The sequence below is a fragment of the Bacillus sp. ISL-77 genome, assembly GCF_018613105.1.
Window position 1 is genome coordinate 1 of record NZ_JAGGQY010000009.1, and the last position, 17,185, is coordinate 17,185.

Sequence of the window (17,185 nt, forward strand, 5' to 3'; positions counted from 1 at the left end):
TGCCTTTTGTCTACAATCTGAGACTGTCATAGATAAATGACAGTCTTTTCTTATTCACCAAAATCAAAAAAATGTGTATCATATGCCTTTTTTGCTGCATCAGAGCTGCTAAAAAGTGCATCATCCTCTTCAAGGTCAAGAAATTTCTCATTAAGATATAACGCTAAGTTATCAGGGTTATATGGATGTTGGACAATTTCGGCGGCTTTAATATTTGCGGCAGTTAGAAAAGTAGGATTCCGATAAATAATATAAACTTCATCACCCGGTTTAGCATTAGCTATATCAATCATTCCCATATAATTTAACCGCCTTTCTATAGATTTTCATTTTGCTGTTGAATCTCATCTCCGCTAATTAACGTGTTGGCTTCTTCAAGATTTCTAAGTTCATCCACTGAATCACCTGAAACAGTTTTCGTGCGACCAGCAAAAGTTTCTTTTAGAGAGTCTCTAGTTTGTTCTGTTCGAGAATTATCCTTTTTAAACATTCAATTCAACTCCTTATCTTAAGGGTTTGCTTCCCTAAAAGGGATTATGCCTTCCTAATTCTCTCCAAAACGGAAATATATTGAATACAGTAGATATCATTAATGATTAATATCAAAAAAACTCTCCAAAAATGGAGAGTTTTTTTGAACTATTCCTCTTTTTTAGCTAAACAGCGGTCACATTCCATAAAATAACTTTCTGCTTGTTCCTCCATGTGCTGACCACACTCTGAACATTCCTTTTTTTGCAATGTACGAAAAAACTCAACTGGACTCATTAACATAATAAAAATCCCCCTTTATTAATACAGTTTATTTGAATCACTCTTGTTATAGTACAGTATAGCTGAAATAAATAAAAATGTGTAGACTTTTTTTAAAAAAAATCTGCCCTTTTTAAAAAAATAAGTCTTTTATCACAAGAATTAATTTATTCCGTTTTTCTTGTTTTAATTGGACGATTATTTATCGGTTAAAATAAAGGGAAATTGACAATCTTCGATATTTGGTGCTTCCATCACATTACGATTTACATTACAATCATAGTAGAAAAGCATTATAGAAAGTGGGGAGATGCTGGTAAATGAATGCAATAATCGGGACTTTTCAACCTTATTTCATTATTATTGCCATTGGTTTAACCATCATGGCATCATATACAGCATTAGATATGTTTACTTTAATTAAGTCGTCTGAAAAAAATAAGAGGCTCCTGTTTTTGGGTGGAACATTATCTATGGGAATCGGGATTTGGATCATGAACTTTATCGGACTCATTTCAGCAGATACAAATCGGTTCGCAAGTTATCATATTCCACTTACTATTCTTTCAATGGCTATTGGGTTTGCTTTTACAGGAATGGCTTTCCTTTCATTTTATGGAAAACAAATTAAATATTATCATTTAATCGTGGGCAGTGTATTTCTAACCTTTGCAGTTATTGCAATACAGGTAATCGGATTATATGCAATGAATGTAAATAGTAAATATAATGTCCTTTTGCTTGTTTTTTCAGGACTTTTAATCTGTGGTTCCTTTTTATTTTCTTTATGGATTCTTTTTTCTTCAAAAAGCTATACCCAAAGTAATCAGGTTTGGTTAAAACCAATTAGTGCAATCATTATGTCATTAGCAATTATCGAAGGTCATTTTCTTTTAAGGAGAGCCTCATTTCCGACAACAAAAGTTCTTGGGGGATCGAGCGCTGATAGTCCATTTATTATTTATTTGGTACTTTTCGTATCAGTATTAATAATCGGTGGACTTATCTTATCTAGTACATTAATTAGTAAACAATTAATGACGACGGATACAAACTTAAAAGACATCAAAGCTGCACTTGATGCTTCAACCATTGTTGCGATTACAAACCCAGTAGGAACAATAATTTTTGTAAATGATAAATTTGAAGAAATTTCTAAATATAAAAAGGATGAGATTATCGGTCAGAACCATAGAATATTAAATTCTGGCTATCATTCTAAAGAGTTTTTCAAAGACCTATGGCGTACGATACAAGCTGGACAAATATGGCGCGGGGAAATTCGAAATAAAGCAAAGGATGGGACGTTTTATTGGGTGGATACTACAATTGTTCCTTTTTTGAATAAAAAAGGTAAACCTGTCCAATATATTGCAATACGTTCAGATATTTCTGATCGCAAAAAGGCGGAAGAACATCTTAAGGAAACAATTAAAGAGAATATTGATATAAAATTTGCGCTTGATCAATCCTCAATTGTCGCATTTACCGATGCAAAAGGGATGATCACAAGTGTAAATGACAAGTTCTGTGAGATATCTAAATATAATCGAGAAGAAATCCTGGGGAAAGACCACAATATTCTAAATTCTGGTTACCACTCAAAGGACTTTTTCAAAAATCTTTGGAAAACTATTGGTTCTGGAAATGTCTGGAAGGGTGAAATTAGAAATAAAGCTAAAGATGGAACTTATTATTGGGTGGACACAACCATTGTTCCATTTATTAATGGTCAAGGAAAGCCATACCAATACCTTGCGATTCGCAATGATATAACAGAGCGGAAGAAAACAGAAGAGGTCCTCCATCGTCAGGATAAGCTCGCTGCTGTTGGACAATTGGCTGCAGGTGTTGCTCATGAAATCCGTAATCCACTAACCTCAATGAAAGGGTACGCGGAATTCTTGCAGTTAGACGAAAAAGATCCGGAGCGAATGGAGTTTTTAAGTATCATTCTTGATGAAATTGAACGGGTTAATACGATTGTTGAGGACTTTATGGTATTGGCAAAACCAAAGGCAGTGGAGTTGGAAGAAAAAAATGTTGTTCCTGTTATAAAGAATGTCGTCTCCTTGCTTGAATTCGAAGCGAGGAAGAAAAATGTTCGTTTGACCTTTGATTGTCACCATGAAAATATTCAAATTGAATGTGATGAGAATCGCTTAAAGCAGGTATTTCTGAATTTCATTAAAAACGGAATTGAAGCTATGCCTAATGGTGGCGAATTACATGTTAAAACAATCATACATGATAATAATGTCCAAATTTCTATTCAAGACACAGGAGTAGGAATATCCAAAGAAAAATTAAAGAAATTAGGAGAACCTTTTTACACAACCAAGAAGAATGGTAACGGCTTAGGCTTAATGGTTAGTTTCAAAATAATTGAAAGCCATAATGGTAAGGTGTTTGTGGAAAGTGAACCTAATAAAGGAACAACCTTTAATATCTTATTACCGGCAAAAATTGCCTGAAAGCGGGGGATCTAATCTCTCGTTTTTTTTATTCCCAAAATTTTCATTCAAGAAAAAGACAAATATTTTTTGAAAAAGAAATCCACAATTTTTTTAAATAGATTAATATGGTAATAGAGGTATTAATGTTTTTATAGGGGAGTGAAAATGGTGGGAGAAGCAAATTTTGTTAAAACGATCTGCGGTTACTGTGGTACTGGATGTGGCTTAGTCCTTGAAGTACAAGACAACAAAATCATGAAAATCCGCGGTGACAAGGAAGCACCAGTGAACAAAGGGCAGACATGTGTAAAAGGCGCATTTGCCTATGAATACGTACATGCAAAAAATAGATTAACATCTCCACTAATCCGTAAAGCAGGAAAGCTAGTCGAAACCACTTGGGATGAAGCATATCAATTTATTGCTAGTCAATTATCCAACATAAAAACTACGTGGGGTCCAGACTCGATATCCATGTTCGCTTGCGCGAGAAATACAAACGAATCCAATTTTGTTACTCAAAAATTTATGAGGGCGGTCATTAATAGTAACAATATTGATGGCTGTAACCGCACCTGACACGCCTCTAGCGTTGCCGGTCTGGCAACTGTTTTTGGAAGCGGTTCACCGACTAATACACTAGATGATATTGATCGAGCTGAAGTGTTACTTTTGATGGGTTCAAATACAACAGAGGCACACCCCATTATTGCAAATCGTATGAAAAAAGCTGCAAAAGCTGGTTTGAAAATAATTGTCATAGATCCAAGGAAAATAGATATGGTAAAATCTTCCCATCGCCATTTGCAATTAAATGTGGGCTCAGATATTGCTCTTATCAATGCTTTTATTAGAGTCATCTTAAAAGAAGGTTTATACAGTCCAGAGTTTGTTCAACAGGTTACGCTTGATTTCGAGAAGTTAGAAAAGCAAGTCGAGCCTTTTACGCTGGAATACGCTGCATCGATTACCGGTTTAAATGCGGATGACATTGCTGCAACTGCAAGAGAGTACGCCACTTCAAACGGTTCAATGATTGCGTACACGCTCGGGATTACGGAGCATCACTGTGGTGTAAATAATGTATTTGATATAGCAAATCTTGCATTATTAACTGGGAATATCGGTAAAACAGGCTCTGGTGTCATGCCGCTTCGAGGTCAGAATAATGTTCAAGGTGCGGGTGATATGGGCTGTTTGCCAAACCAATTAACAGGTGGAATGAGCATAGCAAATCGTGATTCGCGGGCGCGGTTTGAAAAGGAATGGAATGTTGAACTAAACCCAAGAGTTGGTGACACACAAACGAGAACTTTTGATCGGATCGAGACGGGTGAATTAAAGGCACTTTATGTCATTGGTGAAAACCCGCTCCTTGCTGATGTTCATATGAATCATACACAAACATTGTTTGAAAAGCTTGATTTATTAATTGTTCAAGATATTTTCTTAACGGAAACAGCAAAAATGGCTAATGTTGTATTACCAGCACGTTCATGGGGTGAGGTGGATGGAACATATACCAACACCGACCGGAGAGTTCAAAGGGTTCGCAAAGCGGTAGAACCACACCCTAATGTGAAAGAAGACTGGGAAATCCTATGTGACCTTTCTACGATTATGGGCTATCCTATTCACTATAACAACAGTGAAGAAATCTGGGATGAAGTTAGAAAACTAGCTTGGGAGATGTACGGGGGCATATCGTATGAAAGACTTGAAAAAGAGTATGGTATTCATTATCCTTGCCCAGATGAAAACCATCCAGGAACACTTATCTTGCACGAGAGGTTCCACCAAATGGAGTCGACATCAACAAAGTCAGCATTTGTACCGGTAGATTATACTGCACCATTGGAACTCCCTGATGCTGAATATCCATTTACACTAACAACAGGAAGACGTTATGAATCTTACAATACACATTCTCAGACGCGTCATTATGCTGCTGGAGTTAAATTAAAACAAACAGAAGAAACTGTTGATATTCATCCAAACGATGCTGCAGCTTTAGGTATAACAGATGGTGAAGTGGTACAGGTTCGCTCGAGAAGAGGAGAACTACAGGTAAAGGCGAAGATTACAGAACAAGTAGTCCCAGGGCTCGTTTTTATGAGCTTCCACTGGAGTGAAACACCGACCAATGTCTTAACCTTAAATGAGTTTGATCCTATTTCAGGAACAGCCGAATATAAGGCTTGTGCGGTTGCGATATCGAGGATATAGAGAATTTTTAAATCGACGCAGTTTAATGACTGCGTTTTTTTAATTGGCTAAGTTACAGCTCATTGTTAATTTTGGCACATGTTGATTGGAGCGGAAGGCGCGAAGACTCCTGCGGGAGGACGGCGCCGAGGAGGCTCCCCGGAACGCCCGCGGAAAGCGAAGCGCCTGGAGCGGAAATCAACAGCCAAGTATAACAGTTTAATAAAATAAAACAAGCCGGATTTATCCGACTTGTTGTGTTATTGATTTAGTTGCTGTAGCTTTTCTTTGATAGAAATACCAGTTGAGTCCAAATGCTACTACATAAAAAGCAATAAAGAAGTAAAAAGCTGTAACAGGAGTGCCCGTCGCCTTAACTGACCACCCGAAAAGTTTAGGAATAAAGAATGAACCATAGGCTGCAAATGCCGCTGAAAACCCAATTACAGGTGCTGCTTCTTTAGGAATAAAAAGGTTCGGAATCATTTGGAAAGTCGAGCCTGAACCAATACCAGATGCAACGAACAGAATTAAGAAGGATAATAAAAATCCAGCAAATTGTTTTCCGTTTAGGAAATAAATAACCCCTGCAGCGCCAATTCCCATGATGACTAAAACATAGGAAGTTACCTTTGCACCCCCAAGTTTGTCTCCCATCCAACCACCAACAGGTCTTGAAGCTGCGGCCACTAATGCACCAAGAAAGGCAAGTGATATATGCTCAGGGAATTGTGATCTTAATAAAAGCGGAAATGCCGCTGAATAACCAATGAATGAACCAAAGGTTGCTACATATAGGGCTGCCATAATCCAAGTATGTTTCCGTTTTACAATCACAAATTGTTCCGAAACTGATTGTTTTGCACCTGGTACATTATCCATCTTAAACATTGCTAAAACTGTCAAGATGACAATAGGAATCACCCAAATAAATGCCGCGTTCTGTAACCAAACTTCCTGACCATTTGCTAAAACTTGTTTGCCGCCAACTAATGCAAAAGTTCCTGAGGTAACAATTAATGGTGTAACGAATTGAACGACAGAGATACACCCATGTTTCCTAAACCACCATTAATACCAAGTGCTGTCCCTTTTTCCTTTTTTGGAAAGAAAAAGCTAATATTTGCTGACGAAGATGAGAAATTACCTCCGCCTAGTCCGCAAAGGGCTGCAAGCAATAACATGATAGAAAATGGTGTTTCCGGATTTTGGACTGCAAAGCCAATACCAATCGCTGGAATTGCTAAGATTGCTGTTGAAATCACTGTCCAGTTTTTTCCACCAATAGAGCCGACTGCAAATGTGTAAACAAAGCGAAGTGTCGCACCGACAAGACCAGGAACTGCTGCAAGTGTAAATAATTGTTCTTCGGTGAAATGGAAACCGATGTCGTTAAGTCTAACGGCAACGACTGACCATATCTGCCATACGATAAAAGCGATCATCAATGATGGTACAGATATCCATAGATTTCGTCGGGCATGTTTTTTTCCTTCAGCGTTCCAAAATTTTTCGTCCTCTGGATTCCAATAATTAATTCTGGCCATTATATTTCCCCCTAATTTGTGTTCAAATTTTAATTTTTATAAAGTTTTAGTTGTTTGTGTAATTACTATAAAACAGATAGTAACATGAATATTGTGACGTACGTCACAAAAACAGTGAACGAACTGTGAACTCAAGGAAGTTGACAAAAAGTTGTAATAAATTGCCCAAGGTTACAAAAAAAGAGACCTCCACGGGGAAGATCTCTTTTATACTGCCTTTTTAGGATTTTTCGTTATCTTCATAGAACATACCTACAAAGTTTTTTGTTTCACCTACGTCATCTTTAATGGCTGTAATAGTTAGCCATTCTCTATAAATTACATTGTTTTTGCGTTTGTTCCAAATATAACCTTCCCAAACCCCGTCTGTTTTTAAACTAAACCACATTTTTTTGTAAAACTCGTTGTCATGTTCACCGGATTGAAGAACACTTGGGGTTTTACCGATTACCTCTGCTTGACTATAGCCAGTGATTTTTGTGAATGCGGGATTAACGCTTTGAATAATGCCAGTAACATCGGTTACACAAATACCATCTAAGGCATGGTTTACAATCTTTGCAGAAATATCCAACTTATCTTGATAATATAGCCATACTACGATAACCAGACTTGCTAAAGAAAATTCAGATAGGGACATAAACCCAATCGCATAATGACCAGTCCAATCAAAGAGAATCGTGAGAATGATTGGCGGGAAAAAACCACCCAGTCCTCCCATGGCAGAAACAATTCCATTCACAATACCCGCTTGATTGGAAAAATATAAAGGGACTAGTTTAAAGATAGCGCCATTTCCAATTCCCGCAAAGAAAGCAACTAATAAGCAACCAAAGGAATAAATCGGCAGTGATGGAGTAAATGACAAAAGAAATCCTGCAAAAGTTAGGCTAAAGAAAACAGCCATTAAAATAAGAAAAGGATTAACTTTATCGCCCAACCATCCACCTATGGGTCTAAAAAAGGTTGCCAAAGCAATAAAACCTGCTGTCCGGAGTCCTGCATCGACTTTATCTAATTCAAAGTGATTAACTAAAAACGATGGTAAATAAATGGTGAAAGCAACGAAGGAACCAAACGTGATAAAATAAAATAAACTTAGAAACCAAAGTTTTGGATTTTTATATACCCCTTTGGTTTGATCGAGTAAGGAAATGTTAACTTTTCGTTCCTTTTTGTCCCCAAAAATAAAGTTTAAAATTGCAAAGATTAATACAACTATCAGGAAGATTTTAATGGTGTTTCTCCATCCATAGGCGGTAGCAAGCACGGGTGCGGAAAAGGAAGTAATTGCCGTACCAATATTTCCTGCCCCGTAAATTCCGTTAATAAACCCATGCTTTGTTTTTTCATAATACTTGGGAAGAGAGGTAACACCGATGGAAAAGACAGCACCGCCAATCCCTAGTAAAAATCCTCCTAAGATTAATGTTAATAAGGAATTAGCATAGCTTAACAACGCAATTGGAATGAGCAGTATAATAAAGCTGATTGTAAATAAAATTCGAGCTCCATAGCGATTGGTCCAGTAGCCAATCGGAACTCGAAGAAGTGAACCGAGGATAATAGGGACCGCCGTAGTCCATGCAATTTGAGATGAAGTAAGTTGGATATCTACTTTAATAAACGGCATTAGTGATGATATCAGTACCCAAACCATAAAACCTGCTAACAGACTTCCAGTTTGTATAAATAGTTGTTTTGACCCTTGTTTCATAACAATCCCCCTTCAATTCCCATGCTATTTTATTATTTCCTCAAAAAGTCGTTATATAAAGAGTGTTTATGAACATGGAAAGTTTTACTTCTTGTATTATAGAACAACATATAGTCAATCAACAGTGAGTTATGACACACATTTGACACACTCATGGTAAAAATTTTTCTAAGGTGTACCAATTCACATCTTTAATTTACATGTTTTGTTCGTAATTGTATATTTTTCCTGTATTATAGATTTACAATATTTAAAAATAGAGGCATGAACAAGGAGAAAAAAATTAAGATCATAGATAACACATGATTATTAATTGTTTGTTAAAAATAACATTAAAGTAGTAAGGGAGAGAACTATTCTGCGCAAAAAAATATATCTAGATCCTCCAAAGATTCTTGTTCTAGGTTTTGGTTTGATCATATTACTAGGAACATTTCTACTTACGATGCCGGTTTCGACTTCAAATGGGCAAGGTTTGTCATTTTTAAACGCCCTGTTCACTGCAACCTCTGCAACATGCGTAACAGGTTTAGTTGTCGTAGATACCGGGACCACATTTTCGATATTCGGTCAAGTGGTTATTTTATGTATGATTCAAGTCGGTGGACTTGGATTTATGACGTTTGCAACGTTTTTTGCCTTCCTATTAGGGAAGAAAATATCTTTAAAAGAAAGGCTTCTACTTCAAGAATCTTTAAATAATTTATCAATGGAGGGGATTGTACGGCTAGTAAGACGAATTTTAATTTTTACAGCGGTGATTGAGTTCCTTGGTGCTGTGCTTTTATCTATCCGTTTTTCCTTTGACATGCCGATAGGAAAAGCGATTTATTATGGAATTTTCCATTCAATTTCCAACTTTAACAATGCAGGATTTGACTTAATGGGGGAGTTTCATAGTTTAACCAGTTATGTTGACGATCCAACCGTTACGTTGACCGTTAGTGCATTAATTATCTTAGGTGGGATCGGCTTTATCGTTATGAACGAACTTTTTGAATATCGTGTTTCAAAACGGCTATCATTACATACAAAGCTTGTCTTAATGACGAGCAGCGTTTTAATAGTAGTAGGTACAGTTGGTATATTACTGCTTGAATATTCTAATGGATTAACGCTAAAACCATTGTCGTTTTCAGGGAAAATCCTTGGGTCATTATTCCAATCTGTTACGGCAAGAACAGCAGGGGCTAACACATTAAATATTGGTGATCTAACTCAATCATCATTATTATTAATTGTGTTACTCATGTTTGTTGGTGCATCGCCTGGGTCGACAGGCGGGGGGATCAAAACCACCACTTTTACAACGCTCATTGGAGCTGTTTGGTCACAAATTCGCGGGAAAGAGGATGTTATTTTTTACCGTCAGCGGATTGAATATGAAACGATTTATAAAGCATTAACCGTCACATTTAGTGGATTATTTCTCGTCATGCTAATGACACTCATTCTAACCATTTCTGAACACGGACAAGATTTTTTAACAATAGTATTTGAGGTAACTTCTGCCTTTGCAACAGTCGGGCTATCAATGGGATTGACACCAGAATTATCATCACTTGGCAAGGCATTGATAATTTTTACTATGTTTGCTGGCAGGGTAGGACCATTAACTATTGCTTATGCGGTGACAATACGCAGAAAACCTGATGCATTCCGGTATCCGAAGGGAAAAATCACGATTGGGTAGTTTTTTACACCAAGGAGGTACAAGGAGACAGTGGCTAATCAATATGCAGTGATTGGATTAGGTAGGTTTGGACTAAGTATTGCCAATAAGTTATATGAATCTGGGCAGGAAGTGCTTGGAGTCGATGTGAATGAGGAACGAGTTGAAGAATCCCATCCATTCGTTACTCATTCCGTGATTGCCGATTCAACAGAAGCTGAGGCATTAAAATCGATTGGGATCCGTAATTTTGATACAGTTATTGTAGCAATCGGAGACGATATTCAAGCAAGTATCCTATCTGTTTTATTATTGAAGGAACTAGGTGTAAAAAAGGTGATTGCCAAAGCATTAAATAAACTACATGGTCAAGTATTAAAAAAGGTTGGGGCAGACTGGGTCGTCTTTCCTGAACGAGATATGGGAATTCGAGTCGCCCATCAGCTGTTATCACCTAATGTCTTAAATTTTATTGAGATATCGAAGGATTATAGTGTAGAGGAAGTAAAAATCCCCGATAGGATGATGGAGAAAACCTTAAGGGAACTAGATTTAAGGGCAAAGTTTAATTTGAGCGTCATCGCGATTCGGCATGAAGATGAAATTAACATTTCACCATCTCCTGATGAAAAAATTAATTACGGTGATGTACTAGTAGTAATCGGTGAAAACCGAGATTTGGAAAAATTCGCTAATTTAGAATAAGAAACAAACCCCTGGTTAATGAGACTAGGGGTTTGAACGATTTTTTGTTAATGGGATAGGAGAGATGAGAGATGAACTTTCAAGAAAAAGATACATTGGATGAACGAATAGAGTTAATGAGAATACTTTCAAAACAATTCCTATTACGAGCACCTCAGGTAGATATAGAAGGTAGTTTCCCGTATGCAAATATTCAGGATCTGAAAAATACAGGTTACACGGCATTAACTGTTCCTTCAAGGCATGGTGGAGAGGATATCTCGCTTTATGAACTAATTCGACTCCAAGAAACGATTGCGGAAGGTGACGGGGCAACAGCACTTTCGATTGGATGGCATATGGGAATTATTATGAATCTAAATGAAAAAAGCTCTTGGGATGAGTCGATCTTTAAGTATCTTTGTAAACAAGTGAAAAATGGAGCATTAATAAATAGTGCTCAAAGTGAACCGAAGACTGGAAGTCCTACACGAGGCGGCAGACCGGAAACCACAGCAGAAAAAAGTCAGAATGGCTGGGTTATTAAAGGGAGAAAAACATTTACTACCATGTCCCCCGTCCTAGATTACTTTATAGTTAGTGCAACAATCAAAGAAACCAATGATGTGGCCAATTTTCTACTTCCACGATCCACAAAAGGATTGGTTATTGAGGAAACTTGGGACAGTATCTCGTTAAGAGGAACAGGGAGTCATGACTTAATTTTGGATAATTGTTTGGTAGGTGATGAATATCTTGTGGAAAAGTTTAGTTCGAACGGAAAAAGAGCGAATGGATGGCTACTTCATATTCCAGCATGTTATCTCGGCATAGCAAAAGCAGCCCAAAGTTATGCTATTCAATTTGCTAAGGAATATTCTCCGAATAGTATTGTCGGACCAATTATCGATTTACCAAATGTTCAGCAAAAACTTGGAGAGATTGAGTTGAAATTAATGCAGTCCGAGTATTTCTTATATGGGGTTGCAAAACAGTGGGATCATTCAAACGATCAAGCTAGGGAAAAAATGGGGGCTGCTTTAGGTGCAGCAAAATTAACAGTTACCAATAACGCAATCGAAGTTGTGGATTTAGCAATGAGAATCGTAGGTGCAAAAAGTCTTTCATTGAAAAATCCGTTACAGCGGTATTATCGAGATGTAAGAGCAGGCCTTCATAATCCACCAATGGATGACATGACGATACAATTACTCGCCAGGGATAGTATTTTAAATCACTAACAAAATTTAGAACTTATTTTTTTATGTTATTTTTCCGCCATATTGGAAACCTTAACATAAAGGAGTGAGGAATAATGCCTAGAGGTAAAGAATTAGAACAACTTCCAATGTCGAATATCGCACCAGGTGCAGGAAAAGATGCAAGTCTGAACAACAGAGAAGTACTTGGGGGTATTGTCCAAGGAGAACAGCCAGAACCAAGTGATATAGAAAAAGAGAATGAAGATATGGTGTAAGGCAGGAATTCAATCCTGCCTTTTAAGTTGTAAAAAAAGACGATCTTTTCAATGAAAAGATCGTCTGAAAAAATTATTCCTCGATAAGTTCTCCAATTTCAACAACTGAACGTTCTTCCAAAGGGCCTCGTAAATGTACTGTTGCTGTATGTCCATCTTCATTTAATTGGTCAATCCAAACCGATGTACCATTATATTTTACTTCTATATCAGCAGATGATGACAAAATTTGTTTTACACGGTTAATATTCATTATATTCACTCCTATAAAATAGTCATTTAATGATCTTCATTTCATTCCAATAAAATACATTTGCAACTGCTTTCTTCTATTATATAATTGGCATTAAAAATTCTTAAGGGTAGTTGATATGTATACCATTGATAGTTCCTGGCTCGTCATCATCACCCAAGCTATTAAGATAATTTTCAAGCTCGACTTGGAGATCTTTTGGAGCGCCAGGCTTTAAATGCCAATTTCCTGGTTCATCAACAAAATATGGGCTTTTTGTAAATTCAGGCCTAATTCTGGGCATCGTATTCTCCTTTTAAATTTTTTCTACATTCCTCTGTGTATATGCTATCCAATGTTTAAGTAGTTCATTCAAGTAATCTTTCTCCTTACCGTATGTTAAAGATAAGTCTAAATTCATATTGCTCCTTCATACGTTCGGGTTTATGATATGTAGAAATGATGCCTCAAGGATTGTTCCGACTAAGATATAATTTATGGAAGAATAGAAAATTTAACAAGAAAAAAATTTGAAACTAAATAAAACTTATTTCGTCTTATATTATTGAAGATTGAAAACAGTCATGTCCCAAAGAGAACGGACATAAAAATAAAAGGTATATCTCAATTTTTAAGAAATGACCAAGTTGTTGAAGGTAATGATTTTGCTTGCCCGAGATGGCGGGGAAAAGTGTAGAATGTTGTAGAAAAGTATAGATAAAAATAGCAAGACTTATGTTTTTATTTTTTAAAGAAATGTGATATAGTGATTGAGGTTCGTTTACCGAAGCTTAATTGGTAAGTGAGAGGAGAATTTAAAGATGAATAAAATTAGACTACCAAAAACATTAACCAATAGTCATATTACATTCTTTATAGCAGCTGTTTTATTATTTTGGATCAAAACCTATGCTGCATATCAAATTGAATTTAACTTAGGTATTGAAAATAGCCTACAGAAGTTTTTGCTTTTAATAAATCCATTAAGTTCAGCACTTTTCTTCTTTGGATTTGCCCTGCTTTTTAAAAAGCATTCAAAATTGATTATGATATTAACAAATTTTCTATTATCATTCTTATTGTATGCAAATATTGCCTATTATCGATTTTTTAATGATTTCATTACGGTTCCGGTTCTAATGCAAACCAAAACAAACGCTGGTCAACTTGGCGACAGTGCACTTTCATTAATGTCTCCGTTTGACATTTTTTATTTTACAGATATGTTTATTTTAATCGCGTTAGCATTAACCGTATTCAAAAAAGTTACGGTGACGAACAGAAAGACCTTTAAGATTGTTCTATTATTTTCAATTACTACTTTTCTATTTAATTTAGGTTTAGCAGAAAAGGATCGTCCGCAGTTACTGTCACGTTCATTTGACCGAAATTATTTAGTAAAATACCTTGGAGCGTATAACTTTACCATTTATGATGTGATCCAAAATATAAAATCATCGAGTCAGCGGGCTTTAGCGGATAGCAGTGATATTACAGATGTTGAGAACTATCGTAAAGCAAACTATGCTGCACCAAATCCAAAATATTTTGGTAAAGCAAAAGGTATGAACGTAGTTTATATTTCGATGGAATCCTTTCAAAGCTTTATGATTGATTATAAAATGCCTAACGGACAAGAAGTAACACCATTTTTGAACTCATTAGCACATGACAATAATACCTTCTATTTTGATAATTTCTATCATCAAACAGGACAAGGGAAAACATCGGATGCCGAATTTCTAATGGAAAATTCATTATATCCAATGGCACAAGGTGCTGTTTTTGTTAACAAAGCCCAGAACACTTATCAAGCTATGCCTTCTATTCTAAAAGGACAGGGATATAGTTCTGCAGTGTTACACGGGAACTATAAGACGTTCTGGAATCGAAATGTTATCTATAAAGCATTTGGATACGATCAATTCTTTGATGCAGAATACTACAGCATGTCAGATGAAAATACAAAAAACTATGGAATGAAAGATAAACCTTTCTTTAAAGAATCTATTCCATTACTTGAAAGCTTAAAGCAGCCGTTCTATACAAAGTTTATTTCACTATCTAATCATTTCCCATTTGAAATGGATCCGGAAGATACTGATTTTCCTGCTGGGGATTACGGTGATACGGTTGTAAACCAATATTTCCAATCTGCAAACTATATGGATCAGGCATTTGAGCAATTCTTTAATGATTTAAAAGCTAATGGTATGTATGACAATACAATAATTGTAATGTATGGTGACCATTACGGAATATCTGAGAACCATAATGATGCAATGGCGAAGGTTATGGGTGTGGACGAAATTACACCTGCAATCAATGCAAAATTACAGCGTGTACCATTATTTATTCACGTACCTGGTGTAAAGGGTGGAATTCAACACCAAGTTGGCGGGGAAGTCGATGTCCGTCCAACCGTTCTCCATTTATTAGGTATTGATACGAAAGATTATATGGAATTTGGTTCAGATTTACTTTCTAAACAACACCGTAATTGGGCATTATTCAGAAACGGTGACTTTGTAACATCTGAGGCTATCCAAATAAATGAAAAATGTTACTCCTCTTTAACAGGTGAGTTATTAGAAGATAGTACTACATGTAAGGATGTAGATAGCAAAGTTAATACAGAGCTAAATATGTCCGATGAAATAGTTTACAAAGACCTGCTGCGGTTCTATAAGCCAAAAGGATATACACCGATCAATCCTAACGATTATGAATATCTAGGCCCAAAAGTTGACAAAGTAACAGAAGAAAAGTAACAAGGTCAAAGAGAGAGGAGCATTAACTTCTCTCTTTTTCTTTTGTTACAATAGATAAAATTAATAATTTAAAGGGGCACTATCTATGAACAACAGAATTCTCCAATTAATAATATCGTTTATCGTAATTATTCCTATCATTCTCTCAGGGTGTTCTAATAGCGAACCATCTAAGCAGAAAAGTGACTCTAAAACTTCTTCTGTTGTCAAAAACAATGAAGTTCATACGAATGAAACGAGCGATCCAAAGACACCTTCACTCTCTCAAACAGAAGTACCTCAATCGAAAACCGGTAATAAGAAATTACTTCCCGCAACTATCGTCAAGAATGTCGATGGTGATACTATTAATGTTAACCTTAATGGGAAGATAGAAAAGGTAAGAATGCTCTGTGTGGATACACCTGAGACACATCATCCCCGCTTAGGAGTACAGCCATTTGGACAAGAAGCCTCCGAGTATACAAAGGAAATTCTCTCCGTTGGTACTAAAGTTGAAATTGAACTTGGAATTGGAGACGGACGTGATAAATATGGGCGCCTACTTGCCTATATTTATGTTAATGGAAAAATGTTTAATGAAATGCTGTTGGAAAAAGGCCTTGCTCGTGTGGCCTATATTTATGCTCCGAACACCCAATATGTTGATGAATTTTATGCGATTCAAAAGAAAGCACAAGAAAAAGGTGTAGGAATCTGGTCGATTGAAAATTATGCTCAAGAGGATGGGTATAATACTGAAAATGTCAAAGAAACGGAAGAAAAAGGTACAAATTCAAAAGCATCTTCAGGGAACAACTATCAAAATAACCCAAGTGATGATCAGGAATCAAACTTAGATTGTAAAGGGAAGATCAAAGGGAATGCAAATTCTCATATCTATCATGTACCCGGCGGTAGTTTTTACGACTCCACCACCGACAACATCGTTTGGTTTTGTTCAGAAAAAGAAGCGCAGGATGAAGGGTACAGAAAGTCAAAACGCTAATCATTTGTTTAAAAGAAGCGGCGGGCCTTCGAATGCCTTCTGTTTTTTTTATATAAAAAAATAGCCATGTACCATTTGTTATCATATAATAAATGAAATATATTATTTTGAAAAAGTTAGGAGAGATCGCATGAGAGACGTTACCTTATTGAATATATTTGAACATCATATTGCCCAAAAATATTTGAACCGTTCTGGTCTTGCCCATGCGATTGCTGTAGCCTACCATGCCTTTCAATTAGGGAAGGAGCATCAACTGGATGTTGACATTGCTGCAAAAGCAGGGCTCCTCCATGACATGGGCCATTATACATGGTATAAAAATGGAAAATGGGATTATGACTTATACAAGCAAAATGACATTCACCCAATTAAAGGGGCTGAGCGGGCTCACAAGCTCTTAATCCGTCTTGGTGAAAATCCAATCAAAGCTAAGACGATTGCACTCGCCATTTTATTTCATACTGACTCCTTTCTACCATCAAACGATATCGTTCGGACACCATTACAACAAATTGTTAAATGGGCCGACGAAAAGGATGAGGAAGAAGGCGGCATGCACCATTACCGAACCATTGAATATGAACGTGCAAAACAAAGCATTATCCGCCTAGACGAATGGATCGACAAAAAAGGTGAATAAAGATAAGGCGGTGCAAATGCACCGCCTTTGTTCAATCAAA

General features: G+C 36.5%; 15 protein-coding genes and 1 pseudogene. 9 read left to right on the forward strand and 7 right to left on the reverse strand.

Annotation, left to right across the window (positions count from 1 at the left end):
* Positions 1-50: 50 nt before the first annotated feature.
* From J7E77_RS02610 to yhfH, 3 genes are all read right to left on the reverse strand, one after another.
* Entirely contained in the window at positions 51-299 is a 249-nt protein-coding gene (locus tag J7E77_RS02610) for a transcriptional regulator SplA domain-containing protein (RefSeq protein WP_214712132.1), read from the reverse strand.
* 17 nt (positions 300-316) lie between these two features.
* Positions 317-490, reverse strand: a complete 174-nt coding sequence (locus J7E77_RS02615; RefSeq protein WP_214712133.1) for a hypothetical protein — start codon at positions 488-490, stop codon at positions 317-319.
* Between the two features lie 149 nt (positions 491-639).
* A complete protein-coding gene (gene yhfH, locus J7E77_RS02620; protein ID WP_088088609.1) occupies positions 640-774 on the reverse strand; it encodes a protein YhfH in 135 nt (44 codons plus the stop codon).
* 299 nt (positions 775-1,073) lie between these two features.
* Here yhfH and J7E77_RS02625 point away from each other — a divergent pair, with 299 nt between their 5' ends.
* Positions 1,074-3,227: a PAS domain-containing protein gene (locus J7E77_RS02625; protein WP_214712135.1), complete on the forward strand. Its 2,154-nt coding sequence runs from the start codon at positions 1,074-1,076 to the stop codon at positions 3,225-3,227.
* A 147-nt stretch (positions 3,228-3,374) separates the two neighbouring features.
* On the forward strand, positions 3,375-5,435 hold the full coding sequence (gene fdhF / locus J7E77_RS30375) for a formate dehydrogenase subunit alpha (protein ID WP_251029029.1): 2,061 nt from the start codon (positions 3,375-3,377) through the stop codon (positions 5,433-5,435).
* 222 nt (positions 5,436-5,657) lie between these two features.
* Here the strand turns inward: fdhF and J7E77_RS02640 are convergent.
* Positions 5,658-6,961 (reverse strand): annotated as a pseudogene (locus tag J7E77_RS02640) (MFS transporter).
* 220 nt (positions 6,962-7,181) lie between these two features.
* The gene (locus tag J7E77_RS02645) at positions 7,182-8,678 is read right to left on the reverse strand and encodes a nitrate/nitrite transporter (RefSeq protein WP_214712138.1); all 1,497 of its coding nucleotides are present in this window, start codon (positions 8,676-8,678) and stop codon (positions 7,182-7,184) included.
* A gap of 412 nt (positions 8,679-9,090) precedes the next feature.
* On the opposite strand from J7E77_RS02645, the gene J7E77_RS02650 reads away from it, so the two are divergent.
* The 4 genes from J7E77_RS02650 (at position 9,091) to J7E77_RS02665 (ending at position 12,511) form a co-directional block, all read left to right on the forward strand.
* Complete coding sequence (locus J7E77_RS02650) at positions 9,091-10,371, forward strand: TrkH family potassium uptake protein (RefSeq protein WP_374102941.1); 1,281 nt, start codon at positions 9,091-9,093, stop codon at positions 10,369-10,371.
* A gap of 30 nt (positions 10,372-10,401) precedes the next feature.
* Positions 10,402-11,055: a potassium channel family protein gene (locus tag J7E77_RS02655; protein WP_214712139.1), complete on the forward strand. Its 654-nt coding sequence runs from the start codon at positions 10,402-10,404 to the stop codon at positions 11,053-11,055.
* 71 nt (positions 11,056-11,126) lie between these two features.
* Positions 11,127-12,275: an acyl-CoA dehydrogenase family protein gene (locus J7E77_RS02660; protein WP_214712140.1), complete on the forward strand. Its 1,149-nt coding sequence runs from the start codon at positions 11,127-11,129 to the stop codon at positions 12,273-12,275.
* Positions 12,276-12,349: 74 nt separating this feature from the next.
* Positions 12,350-12,511, forward strand: a complete 162-nt coding sequence (locus J7E77_RS02665; protein WP_214712141.1) for a hypothetical protein — start codon at positions 12,350-12,352, stop codon at positions 12,509-12,511.
* Between the two features lie 73 nt (positions 12,512-12,584).
* Here J7E77_RS02665 and J7E77_RS02670 read toward each other — a convergent pair whose 3' ends face one another.
* Both J7E77_RS02670 and J7E77_RS02675 read right to left on the reverse strand, forming a co-directional pair.
* Positions 12,585-12,764: an H-type small acid-soluble spore protein gene (locus tag J7E77_RS02670; RefSeq protein WP_214712142.1), complete on the reverse strand. Its 180-nt coding sequence runs from the start codon at positions 12,762-12,764 to the stop codon at positions 12,585-12,587.
* 103 nt (positions 12,765-12,867) lie between these two features.
* Positions 12,868-13,047 (reverse strand): hypothetical protein, encoded by a 180-nt coding sequence (locus J7E77_RS02675; protein ID WP_088088598.1) that lies wholly within the window; start codon positions 13,045-13,047, stop codon positions 12,868-12,870.
* 517 nt (positions 13,048-13,564) lie between these two features.
* Here J7E77_RS02675 and ltaS point away from each other — a divergent pair.
* The 3 genes from ltaS to J7E77_RS02690 all read left to right on the forward strand — a co-directional run bounded on the left by ltaS (position 13,565) and on the right by J7E77_RS02690 (position 17,145).
* Positions 13,565-15,514 (forward strand): lipoteichoic acid synthase, encoded by a 1,950-nt coding sequence (gene ltaS, locus J7E77_RS02680; RefSeq protein WP_214712144.1) that lies wholly within the window; start codon positions 13,565-13,567, stop codon positions 15,512-15,514.
* Between the two features lie 85 nt (positions 15,515-15,599).
* Positions 15,600-16,502: a thermonuclease family protein gene (locus J7E77_RS02685; protein WP_214712146.1), complete on the forward strand. Its 903-nt coding sequence runs from the start codon at positions 15,600-15,602 to the stop codon at positions 16,500-16,502.
* A gap of 130 nt (positions 16,503-16,632) precedes the next feature.
* Positions 16,633-17,145, forward strand: coding sequence for an HD domain-containing protein (locus J7E77_RS02690; RefSeq protein ID WP_088088594.1), 513 nt, complete (start codon positions 16,633-16,635; stop codon positions 17,143-17,145).
* Positions 17,146-17,185: the final 40 nt, after the last annotated feature.